The organism is uncultured Campylobacter sp., from assembly GCF_938045345.1.
Lineage (GTDB): Bacteria > Campylobacterota > Campylobacteria > Campylobacterales > Campylobacteraceae > Campylobacter_B.
Genome location: NZ_CALIMS010000025.1, coordinates 1 through 20732, shown reverse-complemented (window position 1 = coordinate 20732; position 20732 = coordinate 1). Strand labels below are relative to the sequence as shown.

Below are 20732 nucleotides of genomic sequence, written 5' to 3'. Positions count from 1 at the left end.
CCGTAGTTTGATCGGCGCCGTCCGCCCGCACGGCTTGTTTGCACGGCGCGTAGTCTGCGCGGTCGGTGTTTAAATTTAGAAAAAGGCGGCTCGGTAAAATTTTACTTTCCGCAAGTAGCACTTGAGCTTAAAACAAACCCGCGCGGCTTGCCGAAGCCGAACTAAAAAGGATGAAATTTGATAGTTGCGATCGATATTGGGCTTAAACGTATCGGCGTGGCGGCGGCACCGGATGATAAGACGCCGCTTCCGTGCGAGCCGATCCTGCGCAAAAACCGCACCCAAGCTGCGCGAGAGCTAAGCGAGCTGCTGCGCGAAAAGGGCGCCAGCGTGCTAGTGCTGGGCGTGCCGCGCGGCGGGGCGAGCGAGGATGAGATGAGCAGGCGCATACGGCACTTCGCTTCTCTGCTGGATTTTGACGGCGAGATAAAATTTCAAGACGAGAGCTTTTCGAGCGCCGAAGCGGCGGAGCTTGCGAGCAAAGGCGCTAAGGGGGGCGGCAAGGACGCGCGCTTTGATAGCATCGCCGCGACGATAATTTTGCAGAGGTTTTTGGCGAGCAGGGGCTAGGCGCGTGCGCAGCAACGTAATTTGCGCTCGGCTGCGCAAGAGGAAATCGCCGCTCGTCTGTTTTGCCGACCACTTAATGCTTGCAAAATTCTATCTTGCCTAGTAAAACGGATAGAACTTATGCGCGCCGAAAGTCGGTAAAATTTCATCGCCCGCTAAAGCCTGGCGAAATTTTGCTTTGCCTAAAAAGAGTCTCTAGAATTTATTTCGGAGCATCCGTAAATGACGCTTTAGGTGGTTAAACCGAGTGAGATTGACGGCGGTTTGAGCTTTAGTAGTGAGGCTTATGCATTTTGGCGATTTGTGCTCGCGCGCACGGCTGCTATTTAAGTTTTTTCAAGGTCTATTTAGACGCAAAGAATGCTAAGCAAAATTGCAAAAACGTGGATGCATCATAGAATAGGGCGCAAATTTTGTGATAAATTTCATTTAGGGAGCGGTTATGTTTAAGATCACGATGTTAGTAAAAAGGGCACCGGGTATCACGCAGCAAGAGTTTGTGGCGCACTGGGCGGCGCATTCACAAAAGGTTTTAGCTAATCAAAAGGCACTAAATATCGTCCGCTATGCAAAAACCATGCCCGTTTTCCCCGAGGGGCAGAGCACCGAGCGCGAGACGGCGACGTTTGGCTACGACGCGATGGGCGAGCTGTGGTATGAGAGCGTGCAGGCGTTTGCGGATGCGCGAAACAGTGAGGCGGCGCGAGCGGTGCTAGCGGAGCTGATGGCAGATGAGGCGAGGTTTTGCGATATCAAAAATTCCGTGATGTGGTTCGGCGAGGAGGAGGCTGTGATAGAGTTTGAGCGCTAGGGAGAGCGGCTTGCGCTTTGCAGCGAATAAAATTTTGAAGTAAAGCTCTTTAAATAGATAGAATTCTACGTGGCATTTGGGTTTTAAAACTATCAGAATTTTACGAGCTGGGCTTGCGCGGCTGAAATCGTAATCGCAGTCTACATAGATGAAATTTACATGCGTGATACAGATACTGCGCGACCTTGATTATTTTCAGGCTCAACATATATAAGCGGTGCGATATAATCTAATAAGCCTGGGTATCGGAGCAAAAAATGCCTAAAGGTGCATTACGCCTGCAGTTTTGGCATAGGCAAGCCAATTTCTAAGATAAATTTAAAGGCTAGTGGCATAAAATTTTTTAAAATTTTTAAGCAGCAATGCGAAATTTTCAAAAGTTTTCTATGGCACGGCAAGATGCTTACCACGGGCTTGGTATATGGCAAAATATTTTACACACTAGATTATCGCTCTGATAAATCACCATTGCAGAGGCTGTAGGTGTTTCAGACCTCAGGATTAAATGCTTTATTATAAATACTGCAGGCGCCGTGGATGCCGCATAGACGTGCGAGTAAAAATTGAGGCAAGCCAGCCATAAAAATAATCTTGCAAGTAAAATTTTAATTTGTCTTTTTGAAATTCAGCTCAAAGCTCCGTTTAAAATTTTATTTAAAATTTTGCTTGGGATTTTGATAGGAATTTTGCAAGAATTCGCCGTAAATTTCACAGCTATTATCAAAAATTAAAATTTTATCCCTCGCTTTTTGCTATAATTATTTTTAAAATTTAAAAGGAGCAAAAATGAAAATTTTAGCGTCGATTGCCGCACTAATCGTAGCAGCCTACTTGCTCGCGCAGATATTTTTCCCGCAAGGGGTCTCGTTTGTCGGATGCGGCGTCGGTAGGGCTAATTCGTGCGAAGACTATGGAGCGTATTTGCTTGAGGAGCGCGATTATGAGGAAGCAAAAAAGCCGTTTGAAAAAGCTTGTGAAGCGGGGCTGGAAAATAGCTGTGCTATCGCGGGAGATTTATATTACGACGAGCAAAATTTATATAAAACTACGAAGGATAAGGACAAGTCCGCGCGGTTTTATTCCAAAGCGTGCGAGCTGGGAGCTGCCAAAGCTTGCTACAATGCCGCGATAATCTCTTATAAAAATGCCGATAAGAAAAATACGTTCGCGTTTTTTGCCAAATCATGCGATTTGGGATTAGGCGAGGGCTGCTTAAACGCTGCGGTCGCTAGCTATGAAGAAAAAGACTATCAGGGCGCTCTTAAGTTTTTCCTAAAATCTTGCGATGCTGCTTTGGCGGAGGGATGCCAAAGGGTTGGACTAGCGTATTCAAAGAAGGAATTTGGCGAGCCGGATCTGGATAAGGCGATGATCTACTACGACAAGGCTTGCAAACTGGGAGCGGAGTTTAGCTGCAACGTAGTAGCCGCGATGAATAAAATAAATGCAAGCGAGGCTAATGCGACCAAATAGATGGCAGGGCTAGCTAGATAATACGGCGAGATCGAAATTAGTATAGAAATTTTGCGGAGCTTTATGGGATTTTATGAAATTTCGCGGAATTTCGTCTTTAAATTTTATTGCTGAAATTCCACATATTGCGATAATGGCGATGGATAGTGATTTTAAAATTTCAGTATCTTAGAAGTTTAGAATTTAATCTATGCTGTGGATTTTATTGACAGAATTTTAACTTATCATAGACTTATCCATCGCGATATAGGGATTTCATCATAATAATAGTGCTAAATTATATATCGTTGAAAGAGAAAAAATTGCGCAAACTAGCGAGTAGCTATGCAATCACAGCTGATATGGCAAAAATATCCGAAGAAGATCGCATGAAGTAATCAATCTGCGAAGTAAATAAAATCAATTCACAATTGTATAGAATCTATCAATAAACAAGTAAAATTATTCATCGCAAAGCAAGCAAAATCGATCTGTAAATGGGTAGATCAAGCTTAAAACTAACTCGAAGTAGCCTGTAAATAAGCTAAATTGCAAGCAAGATAAATTTTAAGTAGGCATATTGTAAGAAAGTAAAATTTTAGATGAGATAAGTGGGATAAATCGATTTCAAATCACCGTAGAAGTTGGATGACGATCCTAATTTAAAGCCCCATTTTTCCGGGATTTAAGATGCCTTTTGGATCGAAAGCCCTTTTGATTGCGCGAAATAGCTCCATCTCTGCCGCGCTAAAAGCTAGTGGCATAAATTCCGCCTTACTTAGTCCGATGCCGTGCTCGCCGCTGAGCGTACCGCCAAGATCAACTGCAGCTTTGAAAATTTCGGTGATTGCGTCATGTCCGCGTCGCACCTGAGCTTCATCTTTTTTGTCGGCGACCATGACGTTGGTGTGGACATTGCCATCGCCCGTGTGCCCGAAGCAGGGCACGCGCACGCCGTATTTATCGCCGATGCGCGCGATATGGCGCAGTAGCTCGGGCAGCTGCGAGCGCGGGACGGTGATGTCCTCATTTAGCTTAAGCGTGCCGTAGATATTGATCGCCTGCGAGCAGTTGCGTCTCGCAAACCAAATGCCCGCACGCTCCTCTTCGCTTTCTGCGATGCGAAAGTCGCTCGCGCCGTTTTGAACGAAAATTTCTTTTATGAGCGCTAGCTCCTCCAAAAGCATTGCTTCTAAATTGCCGTCGGTTTCGCAGATCAAAATCGCGCCCGCATCCCTTGGCAAGCCTTTATGAAATTTCTCCTCGACCGCGGCTATGCACAGTGCGTCTAAAAATTCCATCGCCACGGGCGTGATACCGGCTGCCATTGTTTTATACACGGCATTCATTGCTGCATCTACGCTAGGAAAGACGCCCATCGCGGTCTTTTTAAGCTTTGGCATCGGGATTAGTTTGAGCGTGATTTCGGTGATGACGGCAAGCGCGCCTTCGCTTGCGATTAAAATTCCTGCCACGTTGAAGCCTGCGACGTCTTTGATAGTGCGTTTGCCTGCTCGGATCACCTCTCCATTAGGCAGTACCGCACGCAGTGCCATTACATAGTCTTTGGTGATGCCGTATTTTGCGGCGCGCATACCGCCGGAGTTTTCGGCGACATTGCCTCCTAGCGTGGAATAATCCTGGCTTGCGGGATCGGGCGGATAAAAAAGCCCGCGCGCTGCGGCTGCTTTTTGCAGATCGATATTTATGCAGCCGGGTTGGACTACGGCGAGTAGATTTTGCATGTCGATTTCTAGAATTTTATTCATATGTTTTTCAAATGCCAAAATCACTCCGCCGTTTGCGGCTAAAGATCCACCAGTAAAACCGCTACCTGCGCCTCTTGGAACTATGGGGATTAAATTTTCGTTGCAGAATTTTAAAATTTGACTGACATCGTCCTCGCTTCGCGGGAAAAGTACGCCGTCCGGCAGGCAGCGTCTTTTCGTCGCGTCGTAGCAGTATGCCGTGCGATGAGCCTCGTCAAAATAGGCATTATCCGCGCCTAATAGATTTATAAAAAACGCTTGCGCAGCGCTATTTGTCGCCATCTAAGCCCAGCAAATAGCGGTAGTGTTTGTCGTAATCGCTGATTGGGCCGTTAGTAAAGTCCCAAATGACGGTCTTTATCTCGCCCACGCGTGAGTAAAATGGCAGCTGATAATAAGCCACGCTGCCGCTAGCGAACGTGCGCAAAGGCTTGAAGCTGCCGCAGTCGGCAAATACGCCCTGTTTATCCATCGCGATAAAAATCAGTCCGGCGCTGTTTTGCGCGCAAATTTTACGAAAATCGTCACGGCTGGGATTTGGCTTGTGGTTGTAGCTAAGATAGGCGCCGCCAAGATCTGGGTGGATAAAATTTATATTTGGAAAAGCCTTGATAACCTGCTCGTAAATTTCAGCGTTAGGCGCGACGATTATGGCGCGGTCATAGAGGAAATTTAAGATCACTTTATCGCCGCTTGAGGGTAAAATTTTAGGCAGTGGCAGTGCCTCTTGAGCTAACATATCAAAGACCTCAAATCGCACCTTTGCCTTGCCTGCGCTTTTTTGCGTCACGACTGCGCGCGCGATGATGGAGCTCGCGCCGCTACCGAAATTATGCATCACCACTCCACTGCTGCCTACGGCAATCGTAGGGCTATCTGTGATCTCGCCCGAACCATCCTTTACGCTAAGTAGGGCGGTTTCGTATCGCGGCATGTTAAATTCCGCCCCTATCGCCGCACTTAAAAATAGACCTAAAATAAGTAAAGCTTTTTTCAAAATTCTGCTCCTGAATAAAATTTCGGCTAATTATACATAAAACTTTGAAATTAGCGATAAAATTCCGCGGTATTTACGAAATATAAGCGTTTTTTCGTTACAATCCCGCCTTAAAATAATATTTCAAAGCGGTTTTATATGACTAGAATTTTTATATTGCTTTTTCTGTGGATAGGCGTAGTTTTTGCGAACAACCCCAGCGTAGAGAAGTTTGCCTGGCCCGATGGCGTGAGTCTGCTGCAATTTATGGAAACCGCGGGCATCCCCGCATCTGTATATTACGACCTAGATAAAGAGGATCAGGAGCTTGCCGCTGAGGTGCGAGCGGGCGTGGAGTGTCAAATTTTGCGTGATCCAGCAGGTCGCGTCTCCCAGCTGCTAATTCCCGTCAGTGAGGAGCTTCAGATCCACATATACCGCGATAAATTCGGCACTTTTAGATTCGTTTATACTCCGATAGTTTATGAGGAAAACAGCTACTCTTTAGGAATTCAGATCGAAAGCTCGCCCTATCAAGACATCATCAAAGCTACGGGCAATGCGGCTTTAGCGAATGAGTTTATGCTTGTTTTTAAAAACGAGGTAAATTTTAAAAAGCTGCAAAAGGGCGATCGGCTCGTGATCCTATACGAGCAAAAAACGCGCCTTGGCAAGCCTTTTGGCGGAGTAAATATCACCGCAGGAATGATCGAGGAAAATAAAAAGCCCAAATCGCTATATTTTTTCGATGATAAATACTACGACCGAAGCGGCAAAAAGGTCGAATCTTTTCTGCTAATTACACCGCTTGTTTATACTAGAATTTCATCGTATTTTACCCCTAAAAGATTTCATCCGATTTTAAAGCGATATCGCGCGCACTTAGGCGTAGATTATGCAGCCCCCAAAGGCACTAGAGTAAATGCCGCAGGGGCGGGCAAGATTAGCTTTGTAGGGCGTAAAAACGGCTACGGCAACACCGTAGAGATCAACCATGGCGGCGGTATCAGTACGCTTTATGCACATCTTAGCGGCTTTGCTAGCGGCACAAAAGCAGGCGTTAGCGTCAAGCAAGGTCAATTAATCGCTTATGTGGGCTCGACCGGGCTTAGTTCGGGACCGCATCTGCACTTCGGACTTTATAAAAATAAGCAGGCTATAGATCCGCTTAAGGTAGTCAAGATTGAAAAAACTAACGTCATAAGTGCCGAAGAGCTTAAATTTAAAGCTCTCGTCAAAGATATGGACGCTAGAATGGCTGCGGCTAAAGACGGCTCGAAAAACCCTATTAAATTTGAAAACTACGAGTCGCTTATCACGATAAATTAAGGCTGAAAATGGAAAATAAAGAGCAGCTGGACGACGTCGAGGAAGCTAAGGCGCTTCTTGATGCGCATCTAGGCGATACGCTTGAGCATGAGCTGAGTGCCGCCGATCTTACGGAGCATTTAAAAACTCTAAAAAAGCACGACGAAGAAAAATACGTAGAATTCTTAAAAAAGCTAGATCCTGAGGATCTTGCCGATGCTGCGCTTGAGATGCCCGAGCATATGCTCGAAGATGTCATCGAAACTCTGCCTCACGAAAAGATCGTAAAAGCGATCGAGGAGCTCGAAAGCGACGATCAAGCGGAGCTTTTGCAAAACATCGGCGAGATTGACGAGGACAAGGCCGAGCAGATTTTCTATGGGCTTGACGAGGACGATCGCCACGACATTCTTACTATCTCCAAATATAGCGAAGATGAGGCGGGCGCGTATATGCAGACTGAGGTCTTTAGCGCGAGGCAGGATCAGACCCTGGGGCAGGCGGTTGAGATGCTGCGCGTTATGCGCGAAAAGGACGAGATCGAGAATGTCTTTCAGCTCTTCGTGCTCGATAAAAAGGGGCATCTGCTTACTACCTTTTCGACGTCCGATCTGATTTTATATGATTTCTCGCTCACGCTGGAGCAAATTTCACAAAAATTCGGCGCCGAAAACAAAATCCACTTCGCCACCGATACCGATAAGATCGACGATGTGATCAAGGATTTTGAGGAGTTCGACCTTAACGTCATCCCCGTAGTCGATGCTAACGGCGTGCTCATCGGGCGTATCACCGCCGACGATATCCACGATCTCATCCAAGAGCGCGCCACCGAGCAAATTTACAACCTCGCGGGCGTCGATGACGAAGCCGAAGACGATGAGACTACGATCTTTAAGGCGGGACGCGCGCGCGCTGTGTGGCTAGCGGTAAATTTATGCACGGCGATCGTAAGCTCCACGATCATCGGACTTTTTGACGCCACTATCGAAAAGCTGGTAGCACTTGCCGTGCTTATGCCGATAGTCGCCTCCATGGGCGGCAACACCGGCACGCAGGCGCTTACGGTAACCGTGCGCCGCCTAGCCCTGGGCGAGATAGCGTTTAAAGACAAAAAGCAGGTTCTCTTTCGCGAGATCACGATCGCTTTCATAAACGGCCTCATTTTTGCCACGCTGATGGGGTTTGTGGCGTATTTTTGGTTCGGCATTAAGCTTTTGGGGCTGGTGATTGCGATGTCGATGGTGCTAAATTTAACGCTCGCAGGGCTTTTTGGCGCCGTCATTCCAATCACGCTTAAAAAATTAAATATCGATCCCGCCGTCGGCAGCTCCGTGCTGCTTACCACGGTAACGGATATCGTTGGATTTTTTAGCTTTTTAGGACTTGCGACATGGATACTACTATAAAAAATTTTAAAATTTCCGAGCTTAAAAGCTCAAATTTTGTTAAACCCTTTCGCTTAAATTTCGAAATGGATGGCGTAGCGCGCGCGTGGGACTGCGTAAAGGTGCACGATAGCGTCTCGATTTTGCTCTACCATACGCAGCACGACGCGCTTTTGCTAGTCAAGCAATTTCGCCCCAGCGTGTGGTTTTATCAAGAGGAAAATTTGATAAATTCGCCCGAAAAAGGCTACACCTATGAGCTTTGCGCTGGCATTTTAGACAAGGGCATCAGCGAGGAGCAAACGGCGATCGAAGAGGTGCTTGAGGAGACGGGTTATGCCGTGAAGGATCTGAAATTTATCACGAGCTACTACAGCGCCCTGGGCTTTGCGGCGAACCGTCAAATTTTATACTTCGCGTGCATCGACGAATCGATGAAGATCGGTAGCGGCGGCGGCGTGGACGGCGAGAAGATCGAGCTTTTCTACCTGCCTGCGGCCAAGGCGCGGGAGTTTATGTTTGACGAAAAGATCGTGCGCGCGCCGGGGCTGATCTTAGCGTTTCAGTGGTTTTTGAGCGAGTTTAAAGCTTAGCTGTGAGACGGATTCGTGTGCCATCGCGCGTTTTTGCGTCTCGGCTTTAAATTTAAAGGACGGCGATGAGGGTTTTACTTAGGCTGTGCGTCATCGCGGCGTGTGTTTATGTCTGCGTGCTAGCGGGACTTTATATCTTTCAAGAACGGCTGATATTTTTGGGCGAGCCGCTGGATAAAAACTTCAAATTTAGCTTTGAAAATTCCGAATTTACTGGACTTGTGAACGCGCCCGAGAGCGGCGCACATTTAGATACGCCGTCGTCCGCTACGCAAAATGGTGCGGCGACAAACGGCGCTGCGGACGAAAGCGCTTCCGCAGCAAGCGACACAAAAGAAAGCGGCGCCGCAGCGGGCGAGATCAAAAACGAAAGCGCTCAAACTAGCGGCGAGCATATTGGCGAAAATACTTCTCAGGACATCGCAGCGGGCAATAAGACAAACGCCGCTGCGATAAAATTTCAAGAGATCAATATCCCGTTTGGGGGCGGGTTTATAAACGGGCTGAAATTTAGCGCGGCAGAGCCTAAAGGCGCGATTTTGTTCTTTCACGGCAACTTCGGCGACGTGAGCGGCTGGGGCGCATACGGCGCGGATTTTGCGGCTTTGGGATACGATTTTTATATTTTCGATTACCCGGGTTACGGCAAATCGGACGGTAAAATTTCATCGCAGCAGCAGCTTTTTGCGAGCGCCGATACGATGAGCTGCTACGTTTTAACGCAGCATTCGCCAAGAAAGCTCGCGATGATCGGCTACTCGATCGGAAGCGGCATTGCCGCGCAGCAGGCTGCGAAGTGGGATGCGGCGCGGCTGATTTTGCTCGCGCCATATTTTAGCTTCGAGCGGCTTGCGCACGAAAAAATCCCCTTCGTGCCGAAATTTTTGATCCGATACAAGATTCCGACCGCGAAATTTTTGCAAGCGGCGCGCGGCACGCAGATCACGCTCATCCACGGCGCCGCCGACGAGCTGATACCGGTGCATCACTCGTATGATCTTGCGGGATCTCTTAAGGCGGGCGATCTATTTTATGAAATAGCCGCCGCGCCACATAATGGACTGCTGGCAATGCCCGGCATTTGGAAAATTTTAAAAGAGAGGCTGCGCTAATCTAGCGGAGCTCGGCGTAAAATTTCACGCAAAATTCGACCGCTAAATTTTAAAATTTTACGTAGAATTCCGCGCGGATTAGGTCATCGTAAAATAAGATGAAATTTTATAGCGGCAAAACACGGCGCCAAAAATAGGGCGCAATTTCAAATCAAAATTTGCGCACCGTTAGCGTAAGCATAGAGCCGATTTTGTAACGTTAAATTCTTTCTAGCGCACAGGTGCCATAAATTTAAAGCTAAAATTTGCGCTAGGCCGCAACGCCGTATGCTTTAGCTGCGATAAAATTTTATGAAATTTTATGAAATTTTATCCCGCGGGCATTTATAAATTTCAAGAAATTTCAAGTCCAAATTTTATATTTATGCCAAAGCGGCGCCGTATTTTAGCCGCTTAAAATTCTGCCATATGAAATTCTATCTCGTAGAATTTTAATTCACCGCGCTCAAATTTTATCCGCCGCTCTGAAATTTATATCGCCGCGTCTAAATTTCTCCAGCCCGTCGCGCTTTACCCAAATTTATATTTAGTTGTTGTAAAATGCGTTTTTAAAAGGATTTTAGCGGTTTGTGATATGAGTATTTTAGAGTTTACGGAGTGCGTAGGCATCGCTTCGGCGGCGCTTAGCGGGTTTTTATTCGGCGTAAAGAAGGGCTGCGATTGGCTTGGGATCTTTATCGCGGCGTTTTTGACGGCGCTTGGCGGCGGGATCATGCGCGATACCTTAGTAAGCCGCGAGATCTACTCATTCACGCACTACGCGCCCGTAACCATCGTGCTTGCGGTAAGCGCCGTAGCTATTTTTGCCAAACTTTACGAGAATCGCGATTTGGAGGGTAAATTTTTATTTATTCTAACCGATGCGATCGACGTCGTAAGCTTTTCGATCGTAGGGGCGATAGTTGCGCTAAGCTACAATCATAACGTTTTTGGTGTGGTGCTGATCGCGTTTTGCAACGGCGTGGGCGGCGGCATCTTGCGCGACGTGCTGCTGAACGAAGTGCCGTGGTTTTTGCGCACCGGGCTTTACGGTACGATAAGTATGGGCGTAGGTTTGATATATTTCGTGCTTGATGGGTTGGGGCTTAGCGGCGCCTTTTCGGTGATTATTTTGCTGGTTTTGGGGGTTGCGTTTCGCATGGTGGCTTATTACAAATCTTGGCATCTGCCTAAAGTGGAGTATAAAAAATGAACTATTTGATGGATAATTTCGCGCGCGTAAACGTGGCGCTGGTAAGAGGCGAGGGCTCAATAGTCTATGATGAAGCGGGCAAGGACTACGTGGATTTCGGCGCAGGCATCGGCGTAAACTGCCTGGGGCACGCAAATGAAATCGTGCTGGAAGCGATCGGCACGCAAGCCGCGCAGATCATCCACGGCTCGAATATCTATAGAATTCTGCCTCAAGAAGCCCTGGCTCAAAAGATTAGCGAGCTTTTGGGGTATCGCAGCTACGCGGTGTTTTCTAACTCCGGCGCGGAGGCGAACGAGGCGGCGATCAAAATGGCGCGCAAGTACGGCACCGTAAATTTCCCTAATAAAAAATTTGAAATTCTAACTCTGCGAAATTCCTTTCACGGTCGCACGCTAGCGACGCTACAAGCTACGGGGCAGGAGAAATTTCATCCGGAAATTTTCGCGCCCTATATGCCCGGGTTTAAATTTTTCGACGATATCGAAGAGATCATCGCGCATATCGATGAAAACAGCGTCGCCGTGATGATTGAGCTCGTTCAGGGCGAGGGCGGCATTAAGCCTCTGGATAAGGCTAGCGTGCAAAAGCTGGCGGCTGTTTTAAAAGAGAGAAAGTTGCTTTTGATCACCGACGAGGTGCAGTGCGGCGTATATCGCACGGGCGAGTTCGCGACGTCGCAAATTTACGGCATCCGCCCCGACATCATCACCTTTGCCAAAGGTCTTGCGGGCGGCGTGCCGATCGGCGCGTGCGTGGCGCAGCAAAATATTTTTGCTCCGGGCGAGCACGGCAGCACCTTCGGCGGTAACTTTTTGGCGACCTCTACGGCGCTTGCGGTGCTTTCGCAACTTCAGTTTTTAAAAGCGAGCGGCAAGCTTGATAAGACTATAAAAAGATTTATCAAAAAACTGGACGGGCTCGCCGCAGACTATCCTAGCCTGATCGAAAAGCGCGTGGGGCTCGGTCTGATGCAAGGCCTCGTGCTGCGCGATGAAAAAAATCTGGGCGAGATCTTTAACAAAGCCCTGCAAAACGGACTTTTGATCCTAAAATCCGGCAAGCGCACCCTTAGATTTTTGCCTGCGCTAAATATCAAAAAACCGGAGATCAAAGAGGGCTTTGCGCGCCTACGCAAGAGCTTGGATGAGATAGTGCGGGCGTGAAATTTAGCGATTTTTTTGAGAGTTGGCTAAACGAGAGATACTACGCAAATGCCGCTAAAATCGGCAAGAGCGGCGATTTTTACACTGCCGTGAGCGTAGGGAGCTTCTTTGGGATCTGCATCGCGCGCGAAATTTTACGCCTAAGCGCGGATTTTTGCGCAACGCAAGAGTTAAGCTTAGATGCAGCGGCAAGCTCGGGCGCATCGCGGCAAGGCCTTGAGGCGGCATGCGAGCTAAATTCAGATGCTGTGCTCACAGAAAAATCGAAAAATAGCGCTAAAATCGCTATCGTAGAGATCGGCTCGCACGACGGGCGGTTGCTTTGCGACATAGCGCAAGCTATCTTTACGCTGGGCGGTGCGGCGGCGCTTGATAGATTTAGCTTTGTGATTATCGAGCCGCACGAGCGCCTGCGCGAGCTACAGCGAGCGAGCTTTGCGGAGAGCTTCGGCGGCGAAATCGCGCTAAAGCACTTTACAAGCGCGCGCGAGGCGAAATTTAAAGATGCGATCTTTGTGGCAAATGAGCTTTTCGACGCCTTTAAATGCGAGGCGGTGGACGGCGAAAATATGCTTTTTATCGAAAGCGGCGCGGCAAAATTTGCTCCCATAAAAGAACGTGAAATTTTAACCCTCGCGCGCAGATTCGGCATCTCGCGCGGCGAAATCCCGGTCGGATACTTTCGCTTCGCGCGCGAAATTTGCGCCAGCGCGCAGCGGTTTTATTTCATAGCCTTCGATTACGGACAGATGGGCGCTAGCGGCGATTTTAGCCTGCGGATTTACCGAAATCATGAAGTTTTTAGCTTCTTTGAGGTGCAAAACTTGAGCGATTTTTACGGCAAAAGCGATCTTACCTACGACGTAAATTTTGAAATTTTACGCGCGGCGTTTGAGGACGTGGGCGCCATGACGGCGGATTTTAAAAGACAGATTGCAGCTTTGATGGACTTCGGCGCGGTCCAGCTTTTAGAGCTTTTTATGCAAAAAAGTGGCGAGAAGGGCTACCTAAACGCGCTTTTGCAGTTCAATCACCTGCGCGCGGAGTTTGGCGAGAAGTTTAAGATGATAAAATTTAAAAAGGGGCTTTGATGAAAGCTTTTATCGATTGCGACTGCGAAATTTTACAAAAGACGCTGGAGCTGTTTTTGAAGGACTGCGCTGCAAGTGCGCAGGATTGCGACTTTGTGATAAGCGATGAGCCGCAAAGCTCGGCAAAACCGCTATTTTTGATCGGCGAGGGCGGAGATTTGACGCTGCCGTTTTCAAAGAATACCTTGTTATCGAAGCTGGAGGATTTTCAAGGCTCGCTAAAGCGGGATCTTAGCGAATACGACGCGGCGGAAGAGGAAATTTGCGCTCTATTTGATGAGTTTAAGGCAAGAATCATCGAAATTTTAAGAAGGCAAAATGGCTAAATTTTCTAAACCCGACGGCACGTTCTTTACACAAATTTCAAGCGGTATTTATAGGGGTAAAAAGCTCGCTCTGCCCGCGCTTTCGAGTACGCGCAGCACGAAAAGCATCGTAAAGGGCTCGTTTTTCGATACTTGGCGGGCGGAGTTGCGCGGCGCGGCGTTTATCGAGTGCTTCGGCGGTAGCGGCGCTATGGCGCTTGAAGCGCTAAGTAACGGCGCAAAAAACGTTTATGCGATCGAAAAGGACGCCGCCGCGCATAAGATCATGCGGAAAAATTTCGAGCTTTTCGGGCTCGGCGCAAATGCGATTTTGGGCAATTGTTTCGAACGACTGCCCGAAATTTTACACGAGCTGCAAGTGGGCACGAACGGATGCTCGGGCGGGAATTCGCCAAATTTAAGCGGCAAAAATTTCAAAAACTATGCCGCCGCCTACTGCGAAAATTTAGACGGCGAAAAAGAGGGCTGCCGCAAAAGCTTTAGTGGCGTAGAGCAGGGCGAGAACGGATACCGCGCCGCGCAAAGCGTAGAAGCGGAAGGTGGCACGCAAAGTGGCGTGAAAGATTTGGCAAAATGCGGCACGCGAAGCAGTGTGCCTGACAGCGCGCAAAATGGCGTGCAGAGCGGCGTAAATGGCGATTATGTGGGAGATGAGAGCTTTGGCGGTTGTGCCCAGATTGGCGATTATGCGGGTGCTTCTAGTATAAAATACTGCGTGAATTCGCTAGCTGCGGACGCTGTGAGCTTTAGCGAAAGGTTTGACGATAACTGCGCTTCGCAATACGACGCGAGCGGCACCGAGACCGTTAATTGCAACGTAAATTTAAGCTCAAAATGCGGCGAGAGCTCTAATTTTGACGCAAATCGCGGTACGGGCTTAGGCGCGAGCTGTGAAGAGAAAGAAAGCTTAAATTTGAGCGAAAATTTTGACGCGGGTTGTGGAGAAAATTTACATTCAAGCATAAATTTAACCCACGATTCAAGAAAAAATTTCGCCGCTAATTCCCACGAAAATTTTGTCTGCAGTTTAGGTGAAAGTGCTGCCGCAAATGGTTTAAGCGAAAGCCCTGCTGAAAATTCTAGCGAAAGCCATACCGCAAATTCCAAAGAAAATTCCATCTCCGATCCCGCGCGCAGAGTGTTTGTATATCTAGACCCGCCGTTTGCGATCAGGCAGGGTTTTGGCGAGATTTACGAGCGCGTGTTGGCGCTGATAGCGCGCCTAGGCTCCGCGCAGTGTGAGCTGCTAATCGCGATCGAGCATATGAGCGAGCTTGAGCTGCCGCCGAAAATCGGCGATTTCACGCTGCTTAAATCGCGCAAATTCGGCGCTACGACGATGAGCTACTACGCAAAATGAAAAGCTTAAAGCAAATTTTAGATTATTACGCTGATTTAAAAAATTGCGACGCGGATCTTTTCGGCGCGCCCGATCCGCTGCAGGTCGCAAAGGGACATCGAAACGACGTCGTAGCGCTTATCTGCGCGCTGTTTGCTTACGGGAGCGCAGCTCAAATTTTAAAATTCCTCCACTCGCTTGATTTTTCGCTTTTAGACGGGAGCGATGAGCGCATTGGCGCGGAGCTTGCGGGCAAAAAATATAGATTTCAAAGCCCGCGCGACGTCGCTGAAATTTTTATAACTTTAAAGCGGCTTAAAAATAGCCTTAGCATCGAGGAGAGCGTGCTTTGCGGCATGCAAAAAAGCGGACGGATCGAGGATGGGATAAATTTTTTAATCGGCGAGATTTACAAATTAAATCCTTATCGCAGCCCAGGATATGAGTTTTTTTTCGGGCGCGGCTTCGCGCAAAAGCCCACGTCGCCGTATAAGCGCTACAATCTTTTCCTGCGCTGGGCGGTGCGCGACAGCGACATCGATCTGGGGCTGTACAAAAAGATCGAAAAATCGCGCCTCCTCATCCCGCTCGATACCCATACGCATAAAGTTTCGCTTAAGCTTGGGCTGATCGATCGCAAGAGTTACGATTTTGAGGCGGTTTTACAGCTTACGCAAAGCTTAGGACGCTTCGATCCGAGTGACCCTATCAAATACGACTTCGCGCTGTATCGCCTCGGACAGAGCGGCGAGATAGATAAAATTTTACCTTCACTGCTTGATTAATTCTAGCTTTAATTGCACATACCGAATGGACCAAAACACTCAGAGAATAATCTATTCTTTTGAATTATATTTTCTCCTGGATAGATAATAATTTCGTGTCCTTGCTTTTGCCAGATTTGTCCATTTTTTGCGCTTATGGTAGATACATCTAAGTGAGCTGTTGAGCCATAGACTAAATATATTTTATCAAATATATCACTATAGCCTAGATAATGAAAAAACGGCGCCGCAAACGTGATTTTTTTGAATTCCGTTAGATTGCTATCTTGAGCGACACAATTGGATTTATTGGAGGGTTTGTAGCCGTTTTCAATGAGTTTTTTTTCTGCTATGCCGTTAGTAGAATTTAACTTTACGTAATGAACATAGCAGATTTCATCTAGACTATCTGCGGCATTTGGTTGAATTTTTCTACGATACAAAAGTAATCCATCCATATCTGCATTGTCTGTTAAAATATTCAATTCTTCAAAATTATTGCTCTTTACGTTCCAAAAATCATTATATGGTTTTAAATAAATTGACGCAATAATAAATGCTATTATTAATATGATGATTGCCCCTAAAATAGATACGCTTATGATGAAAATTTTTAAAATCAGATCTATGATTTTTTTGAAACTATTCATTTTTATCCTTATTTTTTACTATTATAGCATACGATTTGCTATTGCGATGTACGGCGGTTAAAATTTAAGTTCACCTTTTGTAAAATATTGGAAATTAAAAAGGGACAAAAATGGAGCTTGAGCTTTGGCAGTTTGCGGTGCTTTTTGCGGCGGCGTTTTTCGGCGGATTTATCGACTCGATCGCGGGCGGCGGTGGGTTGATTTCGCTGCCTGCGCTGCTTGCCGTGGGCATCCCGCCGCATGTAGCGATCGCTACAAATAGATTTCAAGGCAGCTTCGGAAGCTTCACCGCCGCTTTAAATTTCATCCGCAAGGGCTATGTCGATGCTGCGGAGATCTTGCGCGGCGTGATTTTTACGTTCATAGGCGGACTCGTCGGCGCTTATGTCCTGCTTCTAATCGATGCGAAATTCCTAAACTACCTCATTCCGATCCTGCTGCTGGCGCTTTTCTTTTATATGATTTTTTCGCCAAACCTAGGCGAAGCGCCCGCCAAACCCAAGATGTCAAAAAATAGCTTTTACGCGATTTTTGGGCTTGTTTTGGGCTTTTACGACGGGTTTTTCGGTCCCGGTACAGGCTCGTTTTGGACGTTTGCGCTCGTAGGAATTTTAGGGCTTTATATGAAAAAGGCGGTCGCGCACACGAAGGTTTTAAATTTCACCTCAAACATCGTCTCTTTGGGCGTTTTTATCATCGGTGGGCAAATTTTATGGCTCGTCGGAGCGGTGATGGCGGTCGGACAGATCGCGGGCAGCTTCGCAGGCTCAAGCTTGGTGATGCGATGCGACGTAAAATTCGTGCGCAAGATGCTTCTGTTCGTCGTTGCCGCGACGATTTTAAAGCTACTTTACGGACTGATCGCAAGCTGAATACAGGACTGATTGGCGGGCTGATCGCAAGTTAATTACAGACTGGTTGAGGGCCGATCATAGGCCAATCTAAAGTCAAAATCATAGAATTTTATACAGGATTTCGTATAAAATTTCGCGTAAAATTTTATGAACCCTCGCCGATATGTTTTGATGACGCTGATCTTACTGCCGCGGCAGTGCTGATTTTGCTGCTGCGGCGTCGATTTTGCCGCAGTATCGCACCAAACTTACTGCGACACTGCAAATTTTAATTGTAGTGTCGATTTTATCGTAGTGTTACGCTGATCTTGTCACGACTACGCTAATTTCCCGCTGCTGCGATGTTGATTCTGTTGCCGTTGCGTCGGAGGCCTCGCTTATCGCGAGGTCTTTGATTTTATTATTTTAGTGGCGCTGATTTTACTCTGCTACATCGACAACTTCGTTACCGCGCTTGCTACTGCGAGGATTTTAGTTGCGTTGCGCGGTGTCGCACTGATTTTTTATGACGGCGCTGTTTTTTCTGCTGCGATGGTAGCGATTTTGGCTCTGCTTTTACCGCCCCGCCGCCCGTATCACTACCGTGGGGGGCTTGGTTTTGCTGTCGCGATATCGCGATCTTGATGGTGCAAGGATTTGATTTACTGCACAACGATGCCGATGAAGTTTCGTCCATTCGCATCAGTCAAATTTAGCCACACTGCCCGTATCTATTTCGTCGTATCGCCATGCATTCATTCGGTGCCGCTGATAGAGTCGTTGTATTGCCGAGCGCGCGGCGTTATCGTGCCCGTGCTATGAAATTTTATATGTTTATGCCCACGAAATTTTAAAATACCCTCCATAGATCATTTCGCCATGCCGCCCGTACGTACTACCAAATCCACTCGCAGCGATTAAATTTAGCCGCACCGCTGTGCCTGCCGCTTCATTCTGCTATCATAGGCGAAATTTTGCTTATCCATACCATTTAAATTTGCCGTATAGCTGCGTATCTGTTTCGCCTCGCCCGTCGAAATTTAGCCAATCTCTCGCGTCAATTAAATTTCATCGTACCCGCCGCGCCCGCAATCTTAGCCGCCCATCCGCAAAATTCCGCCGCCTAAAGCAATGCTAAAATATTTTGCGATAAAATGGACGAAATTTTTCACAAAGGATTTAGTATGCAGATCATTTCGACTCCCGATGCGGCACAGGCCATCGGGCCGTACTCTCAGGCGATCAAGGCGGGCGGGCTCATCTTTACCTCGGGGCAGATCGCGCTTAAGCCGGACGGCGAGTTCGTCGCGGGCGGCGTGGAGGCGCAGAGCAGGCAGGTTTTGCAAAACCTCGCCGCGATCCTGAAAGAAGCGGGCGCGACGCTGCAAGATGCCGTCAAAACTACGATTTTCCTAGCCGATATGGGCGATTTTGCCGCGGTGAACGAGATATACGCGGCGGCGTTCGGCGCGCACAAGCCCGCTCGCAGCACGGTGCAGGTCGCCAAACTCCCCAAGGGCGCGCTTGTGGAGATCGAAGTAATAGCGCTGGCTAAGTAGCGCTAAATTTAGATCGCAGGAATACTACCGTTCGTGTTTGCGGTTAAAATTTAGACGCGGGCTGCTGAAATTTTAAACGGCTCGCTTTGGTTTTAAAGCTACGCGTGCTTTTAAATTTAGATTTTCAAAGCCGCGCCAAACGCCCGTGGTTTTATGCAAACAGCGCGTCCGGTGCGCTAGGGCGTTAAAATTTCTCGCTCGAAACGGGATCAAAACGATAGAAAAACTTATTCAAAAATCTAAAAATATCACGGTCTCGGGGCGCAGCGACATAAAGCCCGCGTGGATCGCGTAGGCACAGCGGCGGCTCGGTTTCGCGCTGCCTGTGAGCTACAAGCAGATGCTACTAAGATACGCTAGCGTGAGCGCGGCGGGGACGGAACTAAAAACGATCGCGCCGCCAGAGTTTGCGGATAGTGCCGATGCCGACATCTGCTACACGTATGAGATAAATCTGAAAAATGGGCTATTCGCCGCGGATTAGCTTGTGTTTTTGCAGCTCGAGGACGAAGAGTATTATTTTAAAATTTCGCCCGCAAGCGACATAGCGGACGGCTCGCCGAATACGGCGTGCGGCAAGACGGCGGAGAGCACGAGCGGCGAAGCTGCGGGCGCGACGGTGCGCGATGCGGTCGTCGACGGTGCGGAAAATAGAGCATCGAACGACGAAGCACGCGTGGAGAGATCACTGGATGCGGCGCGCGATATGAGTGCCGAAGCGGCAGATGAAACGACGTGTAAAACGGCGGGCGCCACAATGAGCGAGGCGGCAGACGAGGCAACAAGTGGAGCGACGAAAGAGATAGCAAGCGAGCGGGCAGACGATGCGCCGTGCGAATACAAGGTCTATGTACGCGACTACGTGCAGGGCGAAGATAGGCTTTTCGCAGATGATTTTTACGGGTTTTTGGAAAAATTTTAAAACGAAATTTAACGCAAAATCAGGAGCGATAAAATGGGACTGTTTGGCATTTTTAAAAAGGATAAATTTGACGTCGACGTGCGTGCGGACGGCGTTTTCATCGGCGGCGTAAACTGCGAATTTGATCTGGCTAAGCTTAACGAAGCCTTGGGGCGGCCGCGCGTGATCGATGACGGGGAGGGCAAAAGCCGCTATTTTTGGGATGAGGCGGGGATTTTCGCCTTCGTGCGCGCAGGCGAGTTCGCAGAGCCGAAGCTTACCGAGATGATTTTGATGCTTGAGGTCGTAAAGGGCGTGCAGCACGAGGTTCCGCGCAAGCTCTACGGCGGCGAGTTCACGCTTGAGGGCAGACCGCCGCTTGAGGCCGTGCCAGAGCAGGAGCTGCGCGGCGCATATATATTTTTGGAGCTTAGCCTAGGCAAATTCGAAGTCTCGCTAGCTCTCGCAGAGGCCGTGCAGGAGCGCATAGGCGCGATGGATTTTGCTGAGCGCTTCGCTAAGCGCGACACCGACGAGATCACAGAGATCGTGCGAGCTGCGAAAATGCCGATAGGACGCGTCTGCATAAATCAAAAAGAGAAAAAGCTAAAGCGCAAGCCGAGTGATAAATTTAAGCTTCCGCGCGCGGCTGGCGAGACGCTAGCGTTTAAAAATTTCAATTTCAAAATCGCCGTGATGAACGAGCTGATGTATGAAAAAGCCCTGCTGGAGCCTAAATTTGACGTGTTTGAGTACTGCGAGGAGCGCGGCATCGATCCGTATGCGGACTTCGGCGCGCTGCCGCAAGCCAAAAAGTGGTTTAAGGACTATCCGGTTCCTGCGGATTTGGCGGAGCAGGTGAGCGAGCTCTATCTTGACGGCGGGAACGAAATTTACCTGCAAATCGCGCCTGATTGGGACGGCGAGGACGA

The 20732-nt window shown here is 48.3% G+C and carries 21 protein-coding genes; 18 read left to right on the top strand and 3 right to left on the bottom strand.

The features are described from left to right. The first annotated feature begins 177 nt into the window (after positions 1-177). The 3 genes from ruvX to Q0144_RS05445 all read left to right on the top strand — a co-directional run bounded on the left by ruvX (position 178) and on the right by Q0144_RS05445 (position 2854). Complete coding sequence (gene ruvX / locus Q0144_RS05455; RefSeq protein ID WP_298062421.1) at positions 178-570, top strand: Holliday junction resolvase RuvX; 393 nt, start codon at positions 178-180, stop codon at positions 568-570. Positions 571-1012: 442 nt separating this feature from the next. After that, positions 1013-1381 carry an EthD domain-containing protein gene (locus Q0144_RS05450; RefSeq protein ID WP_298062419.1) on the top strand — a complete coding sequence of 123 codons (369 nt, stop codon included), beginning with the start codon at positions 1013-1015 and terminating at the stop codon, positions 1379-1381. A gap of 786 nt (positions 1382-2167) precedes the next feature. Then, entirely contained in the window at positions 2168-2854 is a 687-nt protein-coding gene (locus tag Q0144_RS05445) for a tetratricopeptide repeat protein (protein ID WP_298062417.1), read from the top strand. 641 nt (positions 2855-3495) lie between these two features. On the opposite strand, the gene Q0144_RS05440 is transcribed toward Q0144_RS05445, so the two are convergent. Then, the gene (locus tag Q0144_RS05440) at positions 3496-4884 is read right to left on the bottom strand and encodes an FAD-linked oxidase C-terminal domain-containing protein (RefSeq protein WP_297989816.1); all 1389 of its coding nucleotides are present in this window, start codon (positions 4882-4884) and stop codon (positions 3496-3498) included. Beyond that, positions 4871-5599: a plasminogen-binding N-terminal domain-containing protein gene (locus Q0144_RS05435; protein ID WP_297989814.1), complete on the bottom strand. Its 729-nt coding sequence runs from the start codon at positions 5597-5599 to the stop codon at positions 4871-4873. Before Q0144_RS05435 ends, Q0144_RS05440 begins: the two co-directional genes overlap by 14 nt. A gap of 138 nt (positions 5600-5737) precedes the next feature. On the opposite strand from Q0144_RS05435, the gene Q0144_RS05430 reads away from it, so the two are divergent. The 10 genes from Q0144_RS05430 to Q0144_RS05385 all read left to right on the top strand — a co-directional run bounded on the left by Q0144_RS05430 (position 5738) and on the right by Q0144_RS05385 (position 15878). After that, positions 5738-6907 carry a peptidoglycan DD-metalloendopeptidase family protein gene (locus Q0144_RS05430; RefSeq protein WP_298062415.1) on the top strand — a complete coding sequence of 390 codons (1170 nt, stop codon included), beginning with the start codon at positions 5738-5740 and terminating at the stop codon, positions 6905-6907. Between the two features lie 8 nt (positions 6908-6915). After that, a complete protein-coding gene (gene mgtE, locus Q0144_RS05425; protein WP_297881046.1) occupies positions 6916-8295 on the top strand; it encodes a magnesium transporter in 1380 nt (459 codons plus the stop codon). Beyond that, positions 8280-8867, top strand: coding sequence for an NUDIX hydrolase (locus tag Q0144_RS05420; RefSeq protein WP_298062413.1), 588 nt, complete (start codon positions 8280-8282; stop codon positions 8865-8867). The genes mgtE and Q0144_RS05420 overlap by 16 nt, the downstream gene beginning before the upstream one ends. 65 nt (positions 8868-8932) lie before the next feature. After that, positions 8933-9979, top strand: coding sequence for an alpha/beta fold hydrolase (locus tag Q0144_RS05415; RefSeq protein ID WP_298062411.1), 1047 nt, complete (start codon positions 8933-8935; stop codon positions 9977-9979). 574 nt (positions 9980-10553) lie between these two features. Then, positions 10554-11171 carry a TRIC cation channel family protein gene (locus Q0144_RS05410; RefSeq protein ID WP_298062410.1) on the top strand — a complete coding sequence of 206 codons (618 nt, stop codon included), beginning with the start codon at positions 10554-10556 and terminating at the stop codon, positions 11169-11171. Beyond that, positions 11168-12337 carry an acetylornithine transaminase gene (locus Q0144_RS05405; protein WP_298062408.1) on the top strand — a complete coding sequence of 390 codons (1170 nt, stop codon included), beginning with the start codon at positions 11168-11170 and terminating at the stop codon, positions 12335-12337. The genes Q0144_RS05410 and Q0144_RS05405 overlap by 4 nt, the downstream gene beginning before the upstream one ends. Beyond that, positions 12334-13428, top strand: coding sequence for an SAM-dependent methyltransferase (locus Q0144_RS05400; RefSeq protein ID WP_298062406.1), 1095 nt, complete (start codon positions 12334-12336; stop codon positions 13426-13428). Before Q0144_RS05405 ends, Q0144_RS05400 begins: the two co-directional genes overlap by 4 nt. After that, complete coding sequence (locus Q0144_RS05395) at positions 13428-13754, top strand: hypothetical protein (protein WP_298062404.1); 327 nt, start codon at positions 13428-13430, stop codon at positions 13752-13754. The genes Q0144_RS05400 and Q0144_RS05395 overlap by 1 nt, the downstream gene beginning before the upstream one ends. After that, positions 13747-15114 (top strand): RsmD family RNA methyltransferase, encoded by a 1368-nt coding sequence (locus Q0144_RS05390; RefSeq protein WP_298062402.1) that lies wholly within the window; start codon positions 13747-13749, stop codon positions 15112-15114. Before Q0144_RS05395 ends, Q0144_RS05390 begins: the two co-directional genes overlap by 8 nt. Then, the gene (locus tag Q0144_RS05385) at positions 15111-15878 is read left to right on the top strand and encodes a TIGR02757 family protein (protein ID WP_298062400.1); all 768 of its coding nucleotides are present in this window, start codon (positions 15111-15113) and stop codon (positions 15876-15878) included. The genes Q0144_RS05390 and Q0144_RS05385 overlap by 4 nt, the downstream gene beginning before the upstream one ends. An 8-nt stretch (positions 15879-15886) precedes the next feature. Here Q0144_RS05385 and Q0144_RS05380 read toward each other — a convergent pair whose 3' ends face one another. Next, positions 15887-16507, bottom strand: coding sequence for a hypothetical protein (locus tag Q0144_RS05380; RefSeq protein WP_297920886.1), 621 nt, complete (start codon positions 16505-16507; stop codon positions 15887-15889). 110 nt (positions 16508-16617) lie between these two features. On the opposite strand from Q0144_RS05380, the gene Q0144_RS05375 reads away from it, so the two are divergent. The 5 genes from Q0144_RS05375 to Q0144_RS05355 all read left to right on the top strand — a co-directional run. Then, positions 16618-17379, top strand: coding sequence for a TSUP family transporter (locus Q0144_RS05375; RefSeq protein WP_298051810.1), 762 nt, complete (start codon positions 16618-16620; stop codon positions 17377-17379). Positions 17380-18524: 1145 nt separating this feature from the next. Beyond that, positions 18525-18899 carry a RidA family protein gene (locus tag Q0144_RS05370; protein ID WP_298062397.1) on the top strand — a complete coding sequence of 125 codons (375 nt, stop codon included), beginning with the start codon at positions 18525-18527 and terminating at the stop codon, positions 18897-18899. Positions 18900-19239: 340 nt separating this feature from the next. Next, entirely contained in the window at positions 19240-19383 is a 144-nt protein-coding gene (locus Q0144_RS05365) for a hypothetical protein (protein ID WP_297897428.1), read from the top strand. Positions 19384-19386: 3 nt separating this feature from the next. Further along, on the top strand, positions 19387-19821 hold the full coding sequence (locus Q0144_RS05360; RefSeq protein ID WP_298062394.1) for a hypothetical protein: 435 nt from the start codon (positions 19387-19389) through the stop codon (positions 19819-19821). Between the two features lie 33 nt (positions 19822-19854). Next, positions 19855-20732 (top strand): hypothetical protein (locus Q0144_RS05355; RefSeq protein WP_298062393.1); only part of this gene is annotated, 878 nt, incomplete at its 3' end.

Coding starts and splice junctions, on each gene's coding strand:
- Q0144_RS05450 (WP_298062419.1), top strand. CDS start 1,013: ATGTTTAAGATCACGATGTTAGTAAAAAGGGCACCGGGTATCACGCAG.
- Q0144_RS05445 (WP_298062417.1), top strand. CDS start 2,168: ATGAAAATTTTAGCGTCGATTGCCGCACTAATCGTAGCAGCCTACTTG.
- Q0144_RS05440 (WP_297989816.1), bottom strand. CDS start 4,884: ATGGCGACAAATAGCGCTGCGCAAGCGTTTTTTATAAATCTATTAGGC.
- Q0144_RS05430 (WP_298062415.1), top strand. CDS start 5,738: ATGACTAGAATTTTTATATTGCTTTTTCTGTGGATAGGCGTAGTTTTT.
- mgtE (WP_297881046.1), top strand. CDS start 6,916: ATGGAAAATAAAGAGCAGCTGGACGACGTCGAGGAAGCTAAGGCGCTT.
- Q0144_RS05420 (WP_298062413.1), top strand. CDS start 8,280: ATGGATACTACTATAAAAAATTTTAAAATTTCCGAGCTTAAAAGCTCA.
- Q0144_RS05415 (WP_298062411.1), top strand. CDS start 8,933: ATGAGGGTTTTACTTAGGCTGTGCGTCATCGCGGCGTGTGTTTATGTC.
- Q0144_RS05410 (WP_298062410.1), top strand. CDS start 10,554: ATGAGTATTTTAGAGTTTACGGAGTGCGTAGGCATCGCTTCGGCGGCG.
- Q0144_RS05405 (WP_298062408.1), top strand. CDS start 11,168: ATGAACTATTTGATGGATAATTTCGCGCGCGTAAACGTGGCGCTGGTA.
- Q0144_RS05395 (WP_298062404.1), top strand. CDS start 13,428: ATGAAAGCTTTTATCGATTGCGACTGCGAAATTTTACAAAAGACGCTG.
- Q0144_RS05390 (WP_298062402.1), top strand. CDS start 13,747: ATGGCTAAATTTTCTAAACCCGACGGCACGTTCTTTACACAAATTTCA.
- Q0144_RS05385 (WP_298062400.1), top strand. CDS start 15,111: ATGAAAAGCTTAAAGCAAATTTTAGATTATTACGCTGATTTAAAAAAT.
- Q0144_RS05380 (WP_297920886.1), bottom strand. CDS start 16,507: ATGAATAGTTTCAAAAAAATCATAGATCTGATTTTAAAAATTTTCATC.
- Q0144_RS05375 (WP_298051810.1), top strand. CDS start 16,618: ATGGAGCTTGAGCTTTGGCAGTTTGCGGTGCTTTTTGCGGCGGCGTTT.
- Q0144_RS05370 (WP_298062397.1), top strand. CDS start 18,525: ATGCAGATCATTTCGACTCCCGATGCGGCACAGGCCATCGGGCCGTAC.
- Q0144_RS05365 (WP_297897428.1), top strand. CDS start 19,240: ATGCTACTAAGATACGCTAGCGTGAGCGCGGCGGGGACGGAACTAAAA.